We start from the raw sequence: 15,442 nt of genomic DNA, 5'->3' as shown, positions 1-15,442 counted from the left end.
TTAACGCTCCTCGGCCAGCAGACTCGGTTGTTGATCGACGCGCTTGTCGTCGCTGTTGCGTTGCACCTGGCTACCTTTGGGGCGCGGTGCCTTGTTCATACCTTCGTACTTGTCGACGATGTTCAGGAACAGTCGCTCCTGAACTTTCGAGTAATAAGTAATCGGGTGTGCAACCGAAGGTTTCGCCAGGTCGGCGTAACTGTTCTGATCAAGTCGCTGAGGGGTGTTTCTGACTTTGCTTACCCACGCGTCGTAGTCGGCACCATTCAATGCCAAGGTGCTGAAGTGCATGTCGGAGAAACCGCGACCGTTATAGTTGGCGGCAATGCCGCGATATTGGCCGGCTTCATTGGCGATCAAATGCAACTTGGTCTGCATGCCCGCCATGGCATATATCTGCCCGCCGAGCGCCGGAATGAAAAAGGAAGTCATGGCGGCATCGGAAGTGATGGTGAAGTTGACCGGCGTATTGACCGGAACCGCGAGTTCGTTCACCGAAGCAATGCCCAGATCGGGATAGATGAACAACCATTTCCAGTCCGTCGCGACGACCTGCACGTTCACCGGCGGAACATCTGAGTCGAGCGGTCGATAAGGGTCCAGCGCGTGCGTGGTTTCCCAGGTAACCCAGCCGAGCACGCAGATGATCAGGAACGGCACACCCCAGACCACAGCCTCGATCTTGTGCGAACTGGCCCAGCGCGGCGAGTACCGGGCTTTTTTGTTGGTGGCGCGATAGCGCCAGGCGAACAGGAACATCATGACGATGACCGGAATGACCACCAACAGCATCAGGCCGGTCGCGAGGATGATCAGGTCGCGTTCATCCTTGGCCACCTGGCCCTTGGGGTTGAACACGATCAAATTGCAACCGGCGAGAACAACGCTGGTAGCGAGATAGGTCAGGCCATACCCAATGATTCGCTTCATACATGCTCCTGTATAAACGCCGATCCTCGTCCTGTGGCGGAACTGCGACGCACCTGAGTAAAACAATGAGTTGAGGTATTGCCGCTGCGTTTGTTTAAAGCGCAACGAAGTTGCCTGCTTCAATATTCAGGCGGCTGTAACAGTGGTTCATGTGAGCCACGATTTTTTGAATAAACCCTTGGGCATTGGTTTGACAAAATGTTACTGAACCTGACGAACGGTTGAACTAGCGAAACGGCGGAGAAGAACTGGCGGACTATGCTGGAAATGACCTTCGGTAATTTCGGGAATCATCCAGTGAGAGCCTGGGTCTTTGAAATGAGCGGGTTCAGTTCAGGAGTACGACATGTTCAAACGCGGCGAAACCTACAACAAATGGAAGGCCACGCAGAGGGCGGAAAAGTGCCATACGGAAGAGGTTGAAAACGGCTGTCACATCGAGGTGCGGGCACGCGAGGCGGATGATGGCGACGTGGAAATGTTCATCAGCGTCTACACGGCGACCGGCGAATGCGCCTACGAGCGAATCAGAAAATTGCCCGGTGTCGAATGGGAAGTTGAAGACGCGCTCAAGCGCGGTATCGATCAGGCAGAACGTATCGCCGGCGGCGAGTCCGGGCGACTGTCCTGTGCCGACGCGCACGGCCACGACAATGAATGACAGCGCCGCTGACGTCGGCAATCGGCGTCAGCGGCGTTGCAAGCTTCACGGCTTGAACACGGCGCGGATGCACTGATCGGTTTTCTCCTTGAACATCCGATAACCTTCGGCGCCGTCCTCCAGACTCATCGGGTGCGTCAGCAGCCACGAAGGGTCGAGTTCGCCTTTCTGGATGTGTTCAAACAACGTCGGTGCGTAGCGTTGCCCCGGTTGTTGCCCGGAGCGCACGGTCAGCGCCTTGTTGACGATCGCGCCCATCGGGAATTTGTCCAGCAACCCGCCATACACCCCGACCACCGACACCGTGCCGCCCTTGCGACAGGCGCGAATGGCCTGACGTAGCACGGTGCCGCGTTCGGTGTGCAGACGCAGCATCTGTTTGGTCTTGTCGTAGGCGTAGTCGATTTCTGTGCCGTGGGCTTCCATGCCGACGCAATCGATGCAGCGGTCCGGCCCGCGCCCGCCGGTCAGTTCCAGCAGCGCTTCGTGAACGTTGGTCTGCTCGTAATTAATCGGAATGGCGTTGCAGCGTTCTTCGGCCAGGCGCAGTCGCTCAGGGTAACGATCGATCGCAATGACCCGTTCGGCGCCGAGCAGATAAGCGCTGCAGATCGCCATGAGCCCGACGCCGCCACAGCCCCAGACTGCGACCGTTTCGCCCGGTTGAATGTCAGCGTTGTCCGCGGCGAAGTAACCGGTGGGCGCGGCATCGGAGACGAACAGCGCCTGCTCGTCGCGCACGCCCTCGGGCACCTTGAACAGATTGACGTCGGCGTACGGCACGCGCACGTAGGTGGCGTGGCTGCCGGGGTAGCCGCCGAACGCGTGGCTGTAGCCAATAATCCCGCAGCACGGTTGGCCGTAGGCGAGGTCGGTCATCGACGGATTGGGGTTGGAGTTGTCGCAGCAGGAAAAATCGCTGCGCTGGCACGGCTCGCAATTGCCGCAGCCGATGATGGAAATGGTGATGACCTTGTCGCCCTTGCGCAGGCCATTGACGCCGGGGCCGACCTCAACGATCTCGCCCATGAATTCATGGCCGATGATATCGCCCGGCTTCATCGCCGGAACGTAACCGCCGAGCAGGTGCAGATCGGAGCCGCAGACAGACGACATCGTGACGCGGATGATCGCATCGCGCGGGTTGAGAATCGACGGATCAGGGACATTGTCGACTTGCAGATGGTTGGGTGCTTGCCAGGTGAGTGCGCGCATCAGTGAATCCCCCCTTCAATCGCCACGCCGGTTTTCACCGGTGGCTGGCTGGCCGCGGCATGGCCGCTGTCGCCGTGGACATAAAAGAAATCATCGTCGCCTTCAGGGCGCATGCGGTTGTTGCTGACTTCGCCGGTTTCCATCTGCTGCTTGACTGCTTGCAAGCCATTGAGCAGCGCCTTGTCGCTGAACAGACTGATCGCGCGGGCGAAGGCGTAACCGAGTTTGCCCATTGCCGGTTTGCACACGACTACCGCTTTGACCTGGGTGCCACGGTTGGCGGGGGCAGGGGTCAACGACAGGGAAATGTCGTGTTGCCAACTGGATTGATCCGGGGTTTGCCAGTGCAGGGTGTTCGGGTCTTCGGCGGGTTGGCGGATCAGCGTCGTTTGCAGTTTGCGACCGGCGGGTGCGCGCAGCGTCCAGCAGGTGGTGTCGGGGCTGAGTTGTTCGACGCTGTCGACCCAGCGCAGCAACGGCCCGATGTTTTCGACGCGGGCGATGAAGTCGCGGACTTCTTCCAGCGGGCGGTTGATCGTCACGCTGCGGGTGATCGCTTCGCTGATCGGCCACTGGTGTTGGCGGCTGAATTGTTGTTCGAAGGGGGTAGGGGTGAGGGCCTGTTTCAGGCGGCAGTGGCCGGCGGCACCGCGCCATACGCCGTAAGCGCCGGCGACGATTTCCAGTGCGCCGGCGAGGCCGCCGATGCGCCAGCCGTGCAAGAGCAGGGCGCCGCCGGCGGTGAGGAACAGGGCGCGTTCGGCGCTGCTCATTGTGCCGCGCTGGCCGGTGTCGTTTCGTGTGTGGGTGGCTATCAGTGGATGGTCGGTCATGTTGCGGTTCTCCATCGGGGTGTTTGCGATAGAAGAAATGCTGACGTTTGCGGTTCCACTGGGTTTGTCGCTGGCGGGATGAAAGGTCGTCTGCGTGTGCGCAACACCCTTGTAGGAGTGAGCCTGCTCGCAATGTCTTTCTTTCAGGCTCTGAGTTTTTTGGTTTGGGTACATATCCGTTGCTGCGGTCACGGCTACTTAGGGTTCCGCCCTTACGGCGGGTCACCTTTTTCAAACGCCAAAAAGGTAACCCAAAACGCTTGCTCCTACGTTCGGCCCTCGCAGGCTCGGGTCCCTTCGCTCCGGGATCGCTCCGGGCGCAGCGGCTACGGTTTGCTGCGCTGCACCTACTTCCGCTGTGTACGACTGCGTCGTACGGTCGCTGCGCTCCCACCCCCGGATCAATCCCTCCGCTCAGCCTTCCGATGTCGCCGGTGGATCAAGATCAAAAGCAGGCGAGCTGACACTCGGCCTATTGAGTGGTGAGAAGCGGCGCACGGCTTTGTATTCGCGTCGTGGCTACCCCTCACCCCAGCCCTCTCCCGAGGGAGAGGGGGCCGATCTTTGGGCTTTTCAGAATTTGTGTTCGACTCGGTATTTGGGTCGGTGTTGCTCTCGCATCCACCTCGATCAGTCCCCTCTCCCTCCGGGAGAGGGCTAGGGTGAGGGGCTTTTGATCTTTTGATCTTTGAATTTCAGGCAGGCAATCCAGATTGACCGCGCCCCTAAAACCAACTGAACGCCCTCACCACCCCTGAACTCAAAATTCCAGGCGAAACGCCAACAACCAAATCCGGGGGAAACGTATGTCTCGATTACCTGTCATTGCGGTCACGGCCAGTTGCTGGAAGATCGGTCCGCATGCGGTGCAGATGAATGACGACAAGAATTCGCGTGCGGTGGCCAGTGCGGCCGGTGGGTTGCCGCTGATTTTGCCGATGTTTCCTGATCTGCTGGATCCTGAGCAGATTGTTGCGAGTGTCGATGGTTTGCTGTTCACCGGTGCGCCGTCGAATATCGAGCCGTTTCATTACGGCGGGCCGCCGAGTCCGCCGGGGACTGAGCATGATCCGGCGCGGGATCATCTGACGCTGCCGTTGTTGCGGGTGGCGATTGCTGCGGGGGTGCCGGTGCTCGGTTTGTGTCGTGGGTTGCAGGAGCTCAATGTGGCCTTCGGCGGGACCTTGCATCAGCAGCTGGATGAGCCTGGCCCGGAGCATGAACCGCCCAGTGATGAATCTATCGAAGAGCAGTACGCCAAGACCCACGACGTGACGGTGCAACCGGATGGCGTTCTGGCGGGGCTTGGGCTTGAGGGGGTGATCAAGGTCAATTCCGTGCACGCCCAGGGCATCGCGCGGGTGGCTGAGGGGTTGCGCATTGAGGCGGTGGCGGAGGATGGCTTGATCGAGGCGCTGTCGGTTGAGGGCAGCAAGGGATTTGCTTTGGGCGTGCAGTGGCATCCTGAATGGCAGGTGCTGTCGCATCCGGAATATCTGAAGATATTTCACGCCTTTGGCGAGGCGTGCCGCCTGTATGCCGAACAACGTACCGCTGGGCTTTAGCGGAATGGATGTTAACAATGGTCAGGGTTCTAAGGTTAGGGCTTTAAACAAGAACAGCCTGTAAAGAACAACAGAAAAAAGCCCGTACAGGGTACGGGCAATTAAGGAGGGTACTCGTGAGCGACCTGCTTTTGGCAGGTCTGCTATTGGGATCGCACTGGCTGAAGTTGTTTCGTTTTTTGTTGAAGATGATCTGACTAACGGTCAGTCAATTAAAAGCAGTGATCACGAAGAAGGCAATTCAATATCAATCTGCCACGTTGCTGATATATAAAACCGTTTTGTTGACAGCCACAGCCAGTTGAACCGCGCGCACTGCAATGATGGTCCATAAGATGTGGGTATGGCAGACACAACACTAGCGCTTCGGCGGTGTTTTGAACTGGCTGTCGATCAGCATCATCTTCGCGGCGCAGAGCGCGAGGCCTTCATCAATGGCCTGCTCTTGTTGCAGCTTGATGCATCGCCCGCACAGCCCGGCATGGCCTGCGCCCGCCTTGTAGCGTTCCGCTTGCTGGGGGCTTTTGTACAGCCTGCTGCATCTTGTACAAGTATGCTGTTGATCGTCGTCATCCATCTCGCACTCTCCTGTTACGGCTCGATAGGCCAATTCAACCTTCGCACAGGCTTCGCTGGTTTTGTATAAAAAACCGCGCGAAAAGCGCTTCGCTTATTAATTATTGAGGATCGGAAGATCACGGTTTATTTGCACGTCAGTACAACTTCCACCCCTGCGACCGCATGAGGCGGGGTTCTGCGCGCAATGACACGGAAATGACAGGGCGAACGCAAACACGATCAGGTTTGCACGCAGCAATTGCATCGCAAAGTTGTCAGGCAAGGGATCGTTAGTTGCCTTTCATTTGGCTGTTAAAAAAACATTACGCTCGACTTGTACAGGTTTGGTGGCTCCGTATAGATAATTTTCAGGGCTTTGAAACGTATATCGAAATCCAGTCAAATTCTCTGAATTTCTCCGCGCGTGAAACATCCCTGTTTAGTAACAACAGGAGAGCCTCATGAGCCAAGCAGAATTGTATGTGATCAACTACCGACTCCACGGCAAGTCCAAGTCGTTCATCATCAGGACGAAACTGATGAACAACGCGGAAGCCTGGCAGTGGGCCAGTTGTGACGCGGGGTTGACCCCGATCCCCAAGCCCGGAAGGCCTCCCTTGAAGCGTTTTTCCAAACCAATGGCGGAGCGGTTCGGCGTGACCGACGTGCAATGGCGGGCCTCGAAGCCGGTGACCTGGGATGAGGACCTTGCGATATGACCCCGTTGCTCCCACTGCGCAATCGGTTCGATTGTCAGGAGTCTTGTGATGTGTGAGTACATTGTTCAGCACGCCGCCCCACAGAAATTGGCGTCGTGCTTTCTCGAAGGGGAGATTTCACGAATTGAAGTACTGGGCGTTGCGACAAACAACGGGGCGGCCGACCAGGGGGCCACCGCACAAGGTAATCTGATCAAACCGGGCATGCAGGTCACCGGCATTCGCCATCGCGGCACGACGCTGGAATGTCTGCCGGTACGCTGGGGCTGGTCGCCGTCGTGGTCGAGCGGGACGTTGCCGCCGCTCACGCATTTGCCGCTGCACCTGGTGATGCGCTCGAAAGTGTTCAACCGGGTCAAGCGTGACGGGCGCATGCTCGTCGCTGTCGAGGGCTGGTACGAGCCTCTGGATGCCGGGATGACCGTGCACTCACGTAATCTGGCGTACACCACGTCGCGTCAGCCGGCCCCCATGTTCCTTGCGGCGCTTGCACAAGGCGGCGCCTCGAACGGATATGAAGGGCTGGCTTTGGTGACTCATGAAGATGTCGAGATGAAACGCCAGCGGTTGCTGGCGTTCGCGGCGCAGGATGCGCTGGAATGGTTACGCCCCGACCTCGAATGGGAGCAGGCGCGGGTGCTGGCCGTGCACTGCGCGGTGGTCGAGCCGCAGTTGGAGCATGTGCTCACCTCCCAGCGAACCTTGCGTTTCAAGTAAACCGCCACGCCATCGATTCGCACCGCTGCGGCGGCTCACGGCGCGCCGTTGCTCGGTTGATTTCTCAGGTATTGCACCAGCGTGGCGGCGCACGCTTCGATTGCGCCATCCACCACCAGCTCGTAGCCATGCGTGTTTTCGGTCGGTATCGCCAGGCATCCCGCGTGGGCGCTGATGCCTGAACTCATCACCGCACTGGCATCGGAAGCAAAATCCACCAGCAAGGCAAACTGCGGATCAAAGCCGCAATCCTTGGCGGCAGTGGCCAGCGCGGTCACCACATGTCTTGAGTAATAACCCTTCTGGTCGCCGGTATTGACGATCGGGTCGACCTTCAACTGGGTCGCGTATTCGCTCATCACCGGACCGACCTCGACGGCAATGGTCGTTTCCCCGGGCAAATGCGCGGCGGCGTACATCGCGCCGGCGTTGCTTTCTTCTTCGAGGGTGGTGAAGACGAAGTAGGCGTCACAGGGCAACTCGTCACACCACTGGCTCAATTGCTCGACGGCTTGCAGCATGGCCACGACTGGCGCGCGGTCATCGAGAAAATGCGCGGCAGTCGCATCGTTGACGCGAAACGGCGTGCGCCAGTGCTGACTGAGCACCACCCGCGTGCCGGGGCGCACGCCCATGCGCTGCAAGGCTTGCGGATCCTGGCGGGTGATGATGTGCACGTCTTTCCACTGCACGGCGCCGCTGAGTACGTCCTGGCCCTGCGGCGAGCCGGTGGTCGCGTGCATCGAGCCGAACGACAGCACGCCGGGCAGGATTTGCTCGTCGCCGAGAATGTCGACCGGGCATACGCCGAAGTTCACCGGATTGGCACCGCCCAGCGCCACCACGCGCAGGGTGCCGTCCGGTTCGACGCGTTTGACCAGCATGGCGATTTCATCCATGTGGCCCATGATGCGCACCGCGCGGTTGGCATCGGCACTGCTGTGCCGGCCCTTGATCAAGCCGATGACATTGCCGGCCGGGTCGGTCCAGGTTTCATCGCAATGCCGCTGCAAGTGCTCCTGACAAATGCTCCGCACTTCGTCTTCCTGTCCACCGGGGCCGCGCGCCATCAGCAGGCGCTTGAGCAGTGCTTCGGTGTTGGCCGTGGTCTCGCCATCGGCGGCCTGTTCGCGGGTTTTCGGCATCGCTTTCAGTCCTCTTTGACGTGCGCCCCGTTGCGGGCCGCTCAACGTTTAGGAAGGCTTCGGCGTTAAAAATTCAATCGCAAGCGCTGCGGCCGGCGATTGAAGATTTCTTCGAACCTTCGATCGTTTCGACCGATCACAACAGACACAACGATCATTTTTGCAAGCGGGGCACGGTGCGCCCGCAATAGCCTGCCAGCGCGGTCAGAGGGCAAATCGGCGCTTTCGATCCGGCAGTAAGGACGTCAACCATGAATCAACACAAGCCGGTCGAACAGATCATTGTCATTGGTGTTTCAAGCGGTGGACTGGCCGCATTGCGCGTGCTGCTGGAGCAGTTTCCACGCGATCTGCCGGCAGCGGTGTTCATCACCATGCATATTGGCGATCAGCCGAGCCTGCTGCCGAGCCTGCTGACGCACACTTCGTCGCTCGACATCAGTTTCGCCGCAAGCGGCGCCCGGCCAGCCAATGGCTGCGTGTACATCGCACCGCCGGACAAGCACTTGCTGATCAAGCGCGACACGCTGCAATTGGTGCGCAGCGCCAAGGAGAACCATGCGCGCCCAGCCATTGATCCGATGTTTCGCTCGGGGGCGACCAGTTATGGCGACAGAACCATTGGCGTGCTGCTGACCGGCGAGCTGGATGACGGCGTGGTCGGGCTGCAAGCGATCAAAGCTTATGGCGGCCAAGTGTTCGTGCAGGACCCGGACACCGCCGAAGCACCGTCGATGCCACGCAATGCGCTGCGACATGTGCAGGTGGACGTGTGTCTGCCGCTGAATACGCTGGGCACGGCGTTGGTCCAGGCGGTCCAGCAACGCGCGGACGGTGCTCATTCGGCTGTGCAGCCGCCACGCATCGAACCTTTCGCAACGGAGAGCGACCTCACCGAAAACCTCAGTCGCGGCGGTGCCTATGCGCTGGATACGGTCGGCAAGGTCGCCGGGATGTCCTGCCCGGAATGTGGCGGCGCGCTGTGGGAACTTGGCGAGACGCCGCCGCGTTATCGCTGCCACACCGGCCACGCCTACACCAGCCGCGCCTTGTTCGAAGCGCAAAATGAAAGCGTCGAAGAAGCGCTGTGGGTGGCGATTCGCGCCTTGCACGAAAAGCAGTTGCTGCTCGGGCGGCTGATGCAGAGCAGCAAGGACCACGGGCGCACCACCGCCCTGAAGGAATACGAACTGACCAGCGAAGGTCTCGAGAACCACAAGGATACGTTGCGCGGCCTGCTGACGAGCCTGCGTTCGGTTGAATGATGACGAGGTCTGGATGGCAATCATGAGCGTTGACAGCAAGGCCCGGATCGCAAGCATTTTTGAGCAATTGCTGAGTCTGCGCGAAAGCGTGAACACCTTGCGCGAGATCGAGGAGGGCAGCGCCACGCTGCGTGGCCACCAGACGATGGACGTCGACGGCGCTTTCGATCTGGTTTTTGAAAAGCTGCAAGACAACATCGCCAGCATGGAAGAGGCATTGGCGACACTGGCCGAAGCCACGGGCGATGTGCCCAAGTTCTAGTCTGCCGGGAGGAGCAAAGCATGGATCAGCCAAACAACGGGCTGGTGGTGATCTGCGGCGCCAGCGCCGGCGTGGGGCGCGCCACGGCGCAGCGTTTCGCCGCGGCCGGTTACCGCATTGGCTTGCTCGCACGCGACGAGGCCGGACTGGAGTCGACGCGTGACGAGCTGGCGCAATACGGTCAGGCAGTGAAGGCGATCAGCGTCGATGTTGCTGATGCGCCAGCGCTGGAAGCGGCGGCCATTGCGTTGGAAGAGGAACTGGGGCCGCTGCAGATCTGGGTCAATTCAGCCATGGTCACGGTGTTTTCACCGATCGAGAAGCTCAGCGCAGAGGAGATCCGTCGGGTCACCGAAGTGACTTATCTCGGCACTGTCCATGGCACGTTGGCGGCGTTGCGCTTGATGCGACCGCGCAATACGGGGCTGATCATCCAGGTCGGCTCGGCGCTGGCCTACCGGGCGATTCCGTTGCAGTCGGCCTATTGCGCGGCCAAGTTCGCCGTGCGCGGTTTTACCGATGCGTTGCGCTGCGAATTGCTGCACGAGCGCAGCCGCATTCACGTGTGCATGGTGCAGTTGCCGGCGATCAATACGCCGCAGTTCGATTGGGCGCGCAACAAACTGGAAAAACGCCCGCAACCGGTGCCGCCGATTCACGACCCGGACGTCGCCGCGCGAGCGATCTTCAGCGTCATCCAGCGCCCGCCGCGCGAGTTGTGGCTGGGCATGGCGAGCATCAAGGCGATTGTCGGCAGTTGCCTGATTCCGGGGTTGCTCGACCGAATGCTTGCGCGCCAATGCTATCCGGGGCAGATGAGCAAGGAAGACGACCATGGCGAGCACGGCGACAACCTCTATCAACCGCTGAGTGGCGACCTGCACCGTGCGCGCGGACGCTTTGTCGGCCGCTCGCGCGACAGCGCGCTGGCGCTGACTTCGACGCAGGTGTCGGCCTTGGCAGCGGCGCTGGCCGTGGTTGGCGCGCTGGTGTTGTTATGGTTTTGAAACGCTGCGACGAAACCAGCGGTAGCCAAAGCCGTTGAGTGTCAGCGCCTCGGTTTCGCTGACGGGCGAGGGGTAGACGCCGTCCGCGAGGACCTGCTCGAAACCCTTCAGCTCTTTGCTCAACCCTCGATCGAGTGTGAGCGCTTGCCGACTGAGGTTGGCCAAGACAATGGTGATCGCTGCGCCAACATGGCGCATGGCAAACACCGCCGGATGCGCCTGCGCAAGGGGTTCAGAGGCGCCCCAGCCTATTTCGCCAAGCTGCGCCCGCTGCTGAAAAATCGCCTGACAGCGCGCGAGCAGAGAGTCGGGATCGTCTTGCTGCGCGGCAACATTCACCCGCTGATAGCGGAACGGTCCGTCGTCGATCAGCGGTGCCGGCAGCTTCGCTTGCTCCGCGCGGGAAAAACCGCCGTTGACCTCAGCGCTCCATTGCATCGGCGTGCGCACCGCAAGGCGTTCGCGCCGTCGCAGGTCATCGCCCATGCCGATTTCCTCGCCGTAACGAATGATCGGCGTGCCCGGCAACGACGCCAGCAGCGCCTGCGCCAAGGCCTGATGCCGCACGTCGCCATGGAGCATCGGCGCCAGCCGTCGGCGAATACCGCGGCCATAGACACGCATGTCTTCTTGCGGGGCAAACACCTGCATGACTTCTTCGCGCTCGGCCGGGCTCAGGCGCTCCAGATCCAGCTCGTCATGGTTGCGCAGCCACACCGCATAGCCGGCGCCGTCCGGGGCTTGCGGGCGCTGGCGCAACGCGCGCAGCAGCGGTTCGGCACGCTCGCGGGCGAGGGCCAGAAACAGGTGATTGTTCATCCAGAAGTCCAGCGCCAGTTGCAAGCGATTGCCGCTGCCGAAATAGTGCTGAAACCGCTGCGGTTCGACATCGACTTCGCCCATCAACAGGCATTCCGGGTTGATCGAACGCGCATGCGCGGCCAACCGTTCGAGCAGCCACACACCGCGTTCTTCTTCGCCGCCGCCGGCCTGTTCCACTGCGTGGGAGGCCGCGTCCAGACGAAACCCGGCAACGCCCAGGCGCAGCCAGTGGCTGATGATCTGTTCGATCTCGGCGATCACTGCCGGGTTTTGCAAGTTCAGGTCCGGCTCATGCCGGTAAAACAGATGCCGGTAGAACTGCCCGGCCTGTTCGTCCCATTGCCAGATGCTGTCTTCCACACCGGGAAATATAGGCTGGTTGCCATCGTCCACCGGTTGGTCCGACCAGATGTAGTAGTCGCGATAGTGGCTGTGGCGATCACCGCGCGCCTGCTGAAACCACGGGTGTTGGTCGCTGGTGTGTTGCAGCACCAGTTCCATGATCACGCGTATGCCGCGCTGGTTGGCCGCGTCGATCAGCCGGCGAAAATCTTCTTCGTTGCCGAAGCGCGGTTCCACGGCCCGATGATCGCTGACGTCATAGCCACAATCGCGAAACGGCGAGCCAAAGACCGGCAGCAACCACAGCGCGCCGATGCCCAGTGAGCGCAGGTGATCCAGGCGTTCAACGATGCCGGCAAGGTCGCCGCAGCCATCGTCGTTGCGGTCGAAAAACTGCGACGGGTCGACTTGATAAATTACGGTGGTGTGCGGCCATTCAGCACTCATGGACAGTTCCTTTTCGACGCAGAATCAGTGCTTGCTGCGCGGCGACGAGACCGGTGAACGGCTGATCCTCGCCGTGGCGATCGCTGGCCACTTCGACGATCCACTCGCCGGTCAACACAAAGGCATGTTCAGCCTTGTCGAAGTTGACGCAGACAATCCGTTCGTCATCCTCGCAATGACGCCGATAAGCCAACAGCTGTGGGTGCGAGGGCAATTCCTGCCAGTCGCCGAGGCGCAAGGCTGCGCTCTCGCGGCGGCAATGCAGCAGGCGCCGGTACAGATTGAGCGTGGAGTCGCAGCCCGCTTCCTGAGTGTCCACGGCCAGCGCTTCGGCTTCAGGCGGGAAGGGCAGCCATGGCGTTTTACCCGACCAGCCATGAGGCGCCTGCGCCAGCCACGGTAGCGGCGCCCGGCTGCCGTCGCGTCCACCGGGGTCGACGCGGGTTTGCGCGTTGACCTGTGTGTCCTCCAGCGCCAGTTCGTCGCCCTGAAAGATGAACGGCGTGCCGCGTAGACTCAGCAGCATCACCGCCGCTGCGTTTGTGCGCGCCAGAGAGCCGCCGTACCGGCTGCGAATGCGGCTGTTGTCGTGATTGGACAACGCCCAGGTCGGCCACGCCGATTGCTCGCCGAGGCAGCGTTCGACTTCACGGATGCACATCCGAAACACCACCGGGTCCCACGGGGCGTCCAGGGGCGGGAAGTTGAACGACATGTGCAATTCGTCACTCGCGCCGTAATACGCCGCCACCCGTGCGGTCGAGCGGATATTCACTTCGCCGATCAGCACGCGGTCGCCGGGGTAATGGTCCACCAGCCGGCGCAAACCGCGCAGCACTTCATGGCTGTAGGGCTGATCGTTGATCTGCACCATGGTCTCGCCGGCCATGCAGCGCGGGTCATCGGCGAAGGTCGGGTCTTTGCCGACACAATGCACCACATCGATGCGAAAGCCATCGACGCCACGGTCCAGCCAGAACTTCAGCACGTTGTGCATGGCCTCGACGACTTGCGGGTTATGCCAGTTGAGATCAGGCTGCTGCGGCAAAAAGAAATGCAGATAGTATTGCTGACTGCCTTCATCCCAGGTCCAGGCGCTGCCGCCGTCGATCGACGCGCGCCAGTTGTTCGGCTGGTCGCGCCAGAGGTACCAGTCGCGCTTGGGGTTGTCGCGGCTGGCGCGCGATTCGATGAACCACGGATGCTGGTCCGAGGTGTGGTTGGGCACAAAATCCATGAGCAGTTTGAGGCCACGCTTGTGCGCCTCGGAAATCAGCTGATCGAGATCGGCCAGGCGCCCGAACAGCGGGTCGATGTCGGTGTAGTCGCAAATGTCGTACCCGGCATCGCACATGGGCGACGGGTACACCGGCGACAACCACAACGCGCCAACCCCCAGCGCCTTGAGGTAATCGAGCCGCGCGATCAACCCCGGCAAGTCGCCGATGCCGTCACCGTTGCCATCGGCAAACGAGCGCGGGTAGACCTGATAAATCGCGACGTTTTTCCACCATGTCAAATGCTGCGTAGCGGACATGGTCCTCTCCTTGAATTTGCTTTAACACGCGTTGGTTCACGGCTGCTGGTAGTGCCCGGGAACATTGTCGCCTTCGTCGGGCTTGGTCCTTTTCTGCACCTGCACGTCACTCAGGCGGGCGTCCTTGAGTTCGGGGAATGCCTGCCTGAGCACGGCTTCCGCCTGCTGCGGATCGAGGCCATCGAGGTCCTCCTCCAGGGTGCGGCTCTGCGGCTGATTATCGAGGATGAAGCTGACGATGTAGCGGGGCTTATCGAACATGGTGGCCATCCTTTAGTGCGGGGCTGGGTAACTGTTTTGGGTGGTGCTGACGCGGCGGATAAACGCCCGGCGCTTTCAGTGATGACGCTGAAGACGGGCGGTTGTTCCCTCCAATCGCCCAAGCGCAACGCTCGCCGTGCCATACGTCGATTCAGTCGAGCAGTGGCCGCTCAGGCCGGGTCAACCGCGCATAACGGTTCGGCAGCGCGTCCGGCGCGAGGGAGGTAAAACATGCGTGTGCATCATTTGAATTGCGGCTGTATGTGCCCGTTGGGCGGCGCGTTGTTCGACGGCTACAGCCGCGGCCCGACGGCATCGGTGGTGTGTCACTGCCTGCTGATCGAAACCGCGAGCAACGGCCTGATTCTGGTCGACACCGGTTTCGGTCAGCAGGACGTCCAGCATCCGCAGCGCCTGAGCCGCTTTTTCCGCACGCTGAACAACATCCGTCTCGAACACCGCTTCACGGCGCTGGAGCAGATCCGCCGGCTGGGCTTCGACGCCAACGATGTGCGCCATATTCTGCTGACCCATCTGGATTTCGACCACGCCGGCGCCTTGCAGGATTTCCCGCGGGCACGGGTGCACGTCATGCAGCAGGAACTGCAACATGCCCGTTCGGCCAGTGACTGGATCGAACGGCGGCGCTTTGTTCCGGCGCAATGGCGCGACGTCGAAGGCTGGGAGCTGTACGCGCCGCAGGGCGATACTTGGTTTGGATTCGATTCGGTGCGCGCCGTGCTCGGCGCCGAGGAAGAAGACATCCTGCTGGTGCCGCTCAGCGGCCACACCCTCGGCCACGCCGGCATTGCCCTGCGCACCGCCGACGGTTGGCAACTGCACGCCGGCGATGCCTATTTCCACCACGATGAAATCCACCTGCCGAAACGCCGCTGCCCACCGGGCATGCGCCTGTACCAGTTGATGATGGACAGCGACCGCCAGGCGCGGCTGCACAACCAGCAACGCCTGCGCGAACTGGCCGCCGATGCGCGCGCGGCAGTGAAGATCTATTGCAGCCACGATGCGCGTGAACTGGAACGGGCAATGCACGCCGGGGCTGACGCGGCGGCGAGATCACCGGGGCAGGGGGATCGGTTGCGGCATTTGTGAGGTTGTACGTGCCGTTCCCTCTCCCTCGGGAGAGGGCCAGGGT

General features: G+C 60.9%; 16 protein-coding genes. 8 read left to right on the top strand and 8 right to left on the bottom strand.

Going from position 1 to position 15,442, the window contains the following annotated elements:
* Entirely contained in the window at positions 1-930 is a 930-nt protein-coding gene (gene cyoA, locus V6F91_RS18510; RefSeq protein ID WP_332766895.1) for a ubiquinol oxidase subunit II, read from the bottom strand.
* Positions 931-1,276: 346 nt separating this feature from the next.
* On the opposite strand from cyoA, the gene V6F91_RS18505 reads away from it, so the two are divergent.
* Positions 1,277-1,591, top strand: coding sequence for a hypothetical protein (locus tag V6F91_RS18505; protein WP_332766893.1), 315 nt, complete (start codon positions 1,277-1,279; stop codon positions 1,589-1,591).
* Between the two features lie 45 nt (positions 1,592-1,636).
* Here the strand turns inward: V6F91_RS18505 and V6F91_RS18500 are convergent, their stop codons facing one another.
* Positions 1,637-2,806: a zinc-dependent alcohol dehydrogenase gene (locus V6F91_RS18500; protein ID WP_332766891.1), complete on the bottom strand. Its 1,170-nt coding sequence runs from the start codon at positions 2,804-2,806 to the stop codon at positions 1,637-1,639.
* Positions 2,806-3,639: an SRPBCC family protein gene (locus tag V6F91_RS18495; protein WP_332766889.1), complete on the bottom strand. Its 834-nt coding sequence runs from the start codon at positions 3,637-3,639 to the stop codon at positions 2,806-2,808. Before V6F91_RS18495 ends, V6F91_RS18500 begins: the two co-directional genes overlap by 1 nt.
* A gap of 806 nt (positions 3,640-4,445) precedes the next feature.
* Here V6F91_RS18495 and V6F91_RS18490 point away from each other — a divergent pair.
* Positions 4,446-5,204, top strand: a complete 759-nt coding sequence (locus V6F91_RS18490; protein WP_332766887.1) for a gamma-glutamyl-gamma-aminobutyrate hydrolase family protein — start codon at positions 4,446-4,448, stop codon at positions 5,202-5,204.
* Positions 5,205-5,562: 358 nt separating this feature from the next.
* Here V6F91_RS18490 and V6F91_RS18485 read toward each other — a convergent pair whose 3' ends face one another.
* Positions 5,563-5,781 carry a hypothetical protein gene (locus V6F91_RS18485; RefSeq protein WP_332766885.1) on the bottom strand — a complete coding sequence of 73 codons (219 nt, stop codon included), beginning with the start codon at positions 5,779-5,781 and terminating at the stop codon, positions 5,563-5,565.
* A gap of 442 nt (positions 5,782-6,223) precedes the next feature.
* On the opposite strand from V6F91_RS18485, the gene V6F91_RS18480 reads away from it, so the two are divergent.
* Both V6F91_RS18480 and V6F91_RS18475 read left to right on the top strand, forming a co-directional pair.
* Positions 6,224-6,481, top strand: a complete 258-nt coding sequence (locus tag V6F91_RS18480) for a DUF6555 family protein (RefSeq protein WP_332766883.1) — start codon at positions 6,224-6,226, stop codon at positions 6,479-6,481.
* A 48-nt stretch (positions 6,482-6,529) separates the two neighbouring features.
* Complete coding sequence (locus tag V6F91_RS18475; RefSeq protein ID WP_332766881.1) at positions 6,530-7,198, top strand: SOS response-associated peptidase family protein; 669 nt, start codon at positions 6,530-6,532, stop codon at positions 7,196-7,198.
* Positions 7,199-7,233: 35 nt separating this feature from the next.
* Here the strand turns inward: V6F91_RS18475 and V6F91_RS18470 are convergent, their stop codons facing one another.
* Positions 7,234-8,343 (bottom strand): M42 family peptidase, encoded by a 1,110-nt coding sequence (locus V6F91_RS18470; RefSeq protein ID WP_332766879.1) that lies wholly within the window; start codon positions 8,341-8,343, stop codon positions 7,234-7,236.
* A 251-nt stretch (positions 8,344-8,594) separates the two neighbouring features.
* Between V6F91_RS18470 and V6F91_RS18465 the strand changes: the two genes are divergently transcribed.
* From V6F91_RS18465 to V6F91_RS18455, 3 genes are read left to right on the top strand one after another with little or no spacing between them, the layout of a single operon-like run.
* Positions 8,595-9,608, top strand: a complete 1,014-nt coding sequence (locus tag V6F91_RS18465) for a chemotaxis protein CheB (RefSeq protein ID WP_332766877.1) — start codon at positions 8,595-8,597, stop codon at positions 9,606-9,608.
* Between the two features lie 22 nt (positions 9,609-9,630).
* Positions 9,631-9,870, top strand: a complete 240-nt coding sequence (locus V6F91_RS18460; RefSeq protein ID WP_332766875.1) for a hypothetical protein — start codon at positions 9,631-9,633, stop codon at positions 9,868-9,870.
* A 20-nt stretch (positions 9,871-9,890) separates the two neighbouring features.
* On the top strand, positions 9,891-10,877 hold the full coding sequence (locus V6F91_RS18455; protein WP_332766873.1) for an SDR family oxidoreductase: 987 nt from the start codon (positions 9,891-9,893) through the stop codon (positions 10,875-10,877).
* Here V6F91_RS18455 and V6F91_RS18450 read toward each other — a convergent pair.
* The 3 genes from V6F91_RS18450 to V6F91_RS18440 are packed head-to-tail and all read right to left on the bottom strand — an operon-like array spanning position 10,866 to position 14,286.
* On the bottom strand, positions 10,866-12,488 hold the full coding sequence (locus tag V6F91_RS18450; RefSeq protein WP_332766871.1) for an alpha-amylase family protein: 1,623 nt from the start codon (positions 12,486-12,488) through the stop codon (positions 10,866-10,868). The two genes, V6F91_RS18455 and V6F91_RS18450, sit on opposite strands and share 12 nt — an antisense overlap.
* Entirely contained in the window at positions 12,478-14,025 is a 1,548-nt protein-coding gene (locus V6F91_RS18445) for an alpha-amylase family glycosyl hydrolase (RefSeq protein WP_332766869.1), read from the bottom strand. Before V6F91_RS18445 ends, V6F91_RS18450 begins: the two co-directional genes overlap by 11 nt.
* A 36-nt stretch (positions 14,026-14,061) precedes the next feature.
* Positions 14,062-14,286 carry a hypothetical protein gene (locus V6F91_RS18440; RefSeq protein WP_208940877.1) on the bottom strand — a complete coding sequence of 75 codons (225 nt, stop codon included), beginning with the start codon at positions 14,284-14,286 and terminating at the stop codon, positions 14,062-14,064.
* Positions 14,287-14,517: 231 nt separating this feature from the next.
* Here V6F91_RS18440 and V6F91_RS18435 point away from each other — a divergent pair, with 231 nt between their 5' ends.
* A complete protein-coding gene (locus tag V6F91_RS18435; protein WP_332766866.1) occupies positions 14,518-15,399 on the top strand; it encodes an MBL fold metallo-hydrolase in 882 nt (293 codons plus the stop codon).
* The last annotated feature ends 43 nt before the right edge of the window (positions 15,400-15,442 follow it).

Source organism: Pseudomonas koreensis, assembly GCF_036668835.1.
In the GTDB taxonomy this organism is placed as follows: Bacteria; Pseudomonadota; Gammaproteobacteria; order Pseudomonadales; family Pseudomonadaceae; genus Aquipseudomonas; species Aquipseudomonas koreensis_I.
Note: the sequence above shows the minus strand (reverse complement) of the source record. Positions and strands in the feature narration are given on the sequence as shown.

Bases quoted from the DNA above. Each gene is read 5' to 3' on its own strand.
- V6F91_RS18440 (WP_208940877.1), bottom strand. From the start codon at position 14,286: ATGTTCGATAAGCCCCGCTACATCGTCAGCTTCATCCTCGATAATCAG.
- V6F91_RS18460 (WP_332766875.1), top strand. From the start codon at position 9,631: ATGAGCGTTGACAGCAAGGCCCGGATCGCAAGCATTTTTGAGCAATTG.
- cyoA (WP_332766895.1), bottom strand. From the start codon at position 930: ATGAAGCGAATCATTGGGTATGGCCTGACCTATCTCGCTACCAGCGTT.
- V6F91_RS18505 (WP_332766893.1), top strand. From the start codon at position 1,277: ATGTTCAAACGCGGCGAAACCTACAACAAATGGAAGGCCACGCAGAGG.
- V6F91_RS18450 (WP_332766871.1), bottom strand. From the start codon at position 12,488: ATGAGTGCTGAATGGCCGCACACCACCGTAATTTATCAAGTCGACCCG.
- V6F91_RS18470 (WP_332766879.1), bottom strand. From the start codon at position 8,343: ATGCCGAAAACCCGCGAACAGGCCGCCGATGGCGAGACCACGGCCAAC.
- V6F91_RS18455 (WP_332766873.1), top strand. From the start codon at position 9,891: ATGGATCAGCCAAACAACGGGCTGGTGGTGATCTGCGGCGCCAGCGCC.
- V6F91_RS18500 (WP_332766891.1), bottom strand. From the start codon at position 2,806: ATGCGCGCACTCACCTGGCAAGCACCCAACCATCTGCAAGTCGACAAT.
- V6F91_RS18490 (WP_332766887.1), top strand. From the start codon at position 4,446: ATGTCTCGATTACCTGTCATTGCGGTCACGGCCAGTTGCTGGAAGATC.
- V6F91_RS18435 (WP_332766866.1), top strand. From the start codon at position 14,518: ATGCGTGTGCATCATTTGAATTGCGGCTGTATGTGCCCGTTGGGCGGC.
- V6F91_RS18475 (WP_332766881.1), top strand. From the start codon at position 6,530: ATGTGTGAGTACATTGTTCAGCACGCCGCCCCACAGAAATTGGCGTCG.
- V6F91_RS18485 (WP_332766885.1), bottom strand. From the start codon at position 5,781: ATGGATGACGACGATCAACAGCATACTTGTACAAGATGCAGCAGGCTG.
- V6F91_RS18445 (WP_332766869.1), bottom strand. From the start codon at position 14,025: ATGTCCGCTACGCAGCATTTGACATGGTGGAAAAACGTCGCGATTTAT.
- V6F91_RS18465 (WP_332766877.1), top strand. From the start codon at position 8,595: ATGAATCAACACAAGCCGGTCGAACAGATCATTGTCATTGGTGTTTCA.
- V6F91_RS18495 (WP_332766889.1), bottom strand. From the start codon at position 3,639: ATGACCGACCATCCACTGATAGCCACCCACACACGAAACGACACCGGC.
- V6F91_RS18480 (WP_332766883.1), top strand. From the start codon at position 6,224: ATGAGCCAAGCAGAATTGTATGTGATCAACTACCGACTCCACGGCAAG.